3 protein-coding genes and 2 pseudogenes are annotated in these 3,225 nt (G+C 73.5%); 4 read left to right on the top strand and 1 reads right to left on the bottom strand.

Annotated elements, in window-relative coordinates; all coding sequences use genetic code 11:
- Window positions 1–717: pseudogene (locus tag G7A99_RS17235) on the top strand (hypothetical protein); the annotation flags it as partial.
- A gap of 12 nt (window positions 718–729) precedes the next feature.
- Here the strand turns inward: G7A99_RS17235 and G7A99_RS17230 are convergent.
- Complete coding sequence (locus tag G7A99_RS17230) at window positions 730–1,209, bottom strand: YbhB/YbcL family Raf kinase inhibitor-like protein (RefSeq protein WP_018719085.1); 480 nt, start codon at window positions 1,207–1,209, stop codon at window positions 730–732.
- 167 nt (window positions 1,210–1,376) lie between these two features.
- On the opposite strand from G7A99_RS17230, the gene G7A99_RS17225 reads away from it, so the two are divergent.
- The 3 genes and pseudogenes from G7A99_RS17225 to G7A99_RS17215 all read left to right on the top strand — a co-directional run.
- Window positions 1,377–1,730, top strand: coding sequence for a CidA/LrgA family protein (locus G7A99_RS17225; RefSeq protein ID WP_163142433.1), 354 nt, complete (start codon window positions 1,377–1,379; stop codon window positions 1,728–1,730).
- 3 nt (window positions 1,731–1,733) lie between these two features.
- Entirely contained in the window at window positions 1,734–2,453 is a 720-nt protein-coding gene (locus G7A99_RS17220) for an LrgB family protein (protein WP_018719083.1), read from the top strand.
- A 61-nt stretch (window positions 2,454–2,514) separates the two neighbouring features.
- Window positions 2,515–3,225, top strand: a pseudogene (locus G7A99_RS17215) (hypothetical protein); the annotation flags it as partial.

Here is a 3,225-nt window from a genome sequence, read left to right as displayed (position 1 = left end):
CGGATCAACCTGCTCGCCGGGCGGATGCTGCTGGACGCCTTCGCCGACTCCCGCCACACCATCCGCGCCGAGCACCTGCGCGCGGTGCTCGACGAGATGGAGGACGAGGCCCTCGACGAGGAATGGCGCGACGCCTACGACGCCATCACCGGCACGGAGGCGGACACACCCGGGGCGGCACCGGCGCCGGAAGGCGCGACAGCGCAGAGCGTGGCAGCACCCCCCCGCGCGGAGACCACCGAGGCTCCGGCAGCGCCGGGGATCGGGGCGGCGCCGTCACCCGGCCCCGTCGCGGACGATGTCACGGCGCCGGACCGGGCAGAACCCGCGGGGACGCCCAACGAGGACATCCGGATAAGTGACGCCGACGCCCCCGTGGAGGACGGCGCGCCGACGGAGCCGCTGCTCGGCGCCTGGGACGAAGAGCGCCACACCCTGCCCCCCCTCGACAAAGCGAGGACCGGCGAAGGCACCACCCCCCGCGGCGAGGAACCGATACTCACGGACATCGTCTCGCCGGAGCCGCGCTCGGCGGGCGCCGCGGCCACGCGGGCCGCCACCGGGACACCGCCGCGCCAGCGCCATACCACCGCCTGGCTCGCCGGGTTGCTGGCAGTGGTCGCCCTGGTCATCGTGCTCGGCGCGGCCACGCCGGTCTTCGACGGCCTCCACACCCTGGTCGCCGACTGGTACGCGCGCCTGCTCGGCGGAGGCTGACCCCCGCGGCGACTACTCCGGCCGGCGGTAAAGCCCCACCAGCTCGGTGTGGGCGAGCACGAGACCGGACATCGCCCGCTCCAGCGCGCCACGGTCGAACGGCACCCCGGTCTCGCTGAGCGGGGCCGCCAGGGCATACAGCCGGAAGAAATAGCGGTGCTTCCCCACCGCCGGCAGCGGCGCCATGTAGCCGACACTGTGCCCGCCGTTGAGCCCCTCCGACGCCCCTTCCGGCAGGGCTGCGGCGGTCACGCCCTCCGGCAGGCCGCCGTCCTCGGCGGGCAGATTGTAGACCAGCCAGTGCACCTCGCGCTCCCGGGGCTGGTCCGGGTCCGGCGCGTCCGGGTCGTCGACGATCAGGGCCAGGCTCTGGGCGGCCTCCGGCACCCCCTGCCACTCGAGGGCCGGCGACAGCTCGGCCCCGTCGCCGGTATAGCGGGCGGGGATGGTGCCGTTGTGCTGGAATGCCGGGGATGTCAGCTCGAAGGCCATGCGCTCGCTCCCTGCGTTGTCGACGGTGCGTCATTGGGCGGTAACAGCGGCAAGGATAGCGGCGACGCCCCGGACGTGCGCAAGCCACTGGTGAGCCGGGGCCCGGGCCGCCTATGCTGACAGGGCCGGATCGACTCATCCCCCACCCAGCGGCATGGAGGGCCACCATGATCCCGTCCCTGTTCACCCTGCTCGCCTTCCAGCTCGTCGGCGAGATCACCGTACGCGCGCTTCGCCTGCCCCTGCCCGGCCCGGTGCTGGGCATGGTGCTGCTGGCCGTCGCGCTGAGCCTGCGCGGCGGCCCGCCAGAGCCGCTGGGCCGGATCGCGCGGGGACTGCTGGACCACCTGTCACTTCTGTTCATCCCCGCCGGGGTCGGGATCATCGCGCATCTGAGCCGCGTCGCCGATGAATGGCTCGCGATCACGGTGACCATCCTCGCCAGCACCGCGGTCACCCTGGTGGTCTCGGCAGCCACCCTGAGCTGGCTGATGCGTCGCCTGGCGCCGCAGGAGGAGTAGGCGATGGACACGCTCACGCGGATCTGGGTCTACCTCGCCGGCCAGCCGCTGCTGTGGCTGACCGTGACCGTGGGCGCCTACGGCCTGGCGCAGTGGCTGTTCCGCGCGACCCGCGAGCTGCCGCTGGCGAACCCGGTGCTGCTTGCCGTCGCCGCGCTGGTGTCCGTGCTGCTGGCCACGGACACGGACTACCAGACCTATTTCGACGGCGCGCAGTTCGTGCACTTCCTCCTCGGCCCGGCCACCGTGGCCCTGGCGATCCCGCTGTACGGCCAGGCGGAACGGCTGCGGCGGCTGTGGCTGCCCATCGGCGTGGCGCTGCTCGCCGGCTCGCTCACGGCCATCGTCTCCACCCTGGGCATCGGCTACCTGATGGGGCTAGACACCGAGACCCTGCGCTCGCTGGTGCCGAAGTCCGTGACCACCCCCATCGCCATGGGCATCGCCGAGCAGATCGGTGGGCTGCCCTCGCTCACGGCGGTGCTGGTCATCCTCACGGGCATCACCGGCGCGGTGCTCGGCATCCCCATGCTGCGGCTGGTGGGCTTCCGCGACCCGGTGGCCAAGGGCTTCGCGGTCGGGGTCGCCGCCCACGGCATCGGCACGGCGCGGGCGTTCTCCCACAGCGAGGCGGCCGGCGCCTTCTCCGGGCTGGCCATGGGGCTCAACGGCGCCGTTACCGCCATTCTGGTGCCGGTGTTACTCTGGCTGACCGGCGGGTGACCACCCGCCGTGGGGGCGGGCGAACAAGACACTGGCAACCCGGAACAGGGAGAGATCACTGATGCGATGGCAGCAGTTCCCGGCGGTCGCGGTGCTGGCGCTGGCCGGCGGCACGGCCGCGATGGCGGCGACCCCCGACACCCGTCACCTCGTGCTCTACCAGAACGCCGCGGCCTTCGTGAGCGCGAGCGTGGCCCTCCCCGCCGGCGGCGGGCCCCTGCCACTGGAGGGCCTGCCCGACGGCATGCGCTTCGAGACCCTGTCGGTGACGGACGACGACGGCGCGGTGCAGACCGTGCGCCGCCCGGCCCCGGCAGGCTCGACGCTGGCACGCTGGCGCGGCCGCGAGGTGGTGCTGCTGCACGACGGCCAGCGCCGCCGTGGCCGGCTGCTGGCGGTGGAGAACGGCACGCCGGTGGTCTCCGTCGACGGCCGGCTGGAGTGGATCGACGCCGCCTCGCCCTGGCGGGTCGCGCTGCCCACCGACACCCTGCCGCAGGCCACTGCCGCCACGGTGATGCCGGCCGACGGCGCCTCCGGAGCGCTCGCCCTCGACTACCTCACCGAGGGCCTGAACTGGCAGGCGGACTATACCCTCCGGCTCGCGCCGGCCGGGGCGCGTCTGTCCGGTTCGGCAACGCTGCAGAACACCAGCGGCGCGGACTTCGACGGGGCCACCGTCACCCTGATCGGCGGGCAGGTGAACGACCCCGGCAACGGTGGCCCCCGGCCCATGAAGCTGGAAGCACGGGCCATGAGCGCGGACTCGGCA

The organism is Arhodomonas sp. KWT (assembly GCF_010993615.1).
Note: the sequence above shows the minus strand (reverse complement) of the source record. Positions and strands in the feature narration are given on the sequence as shown.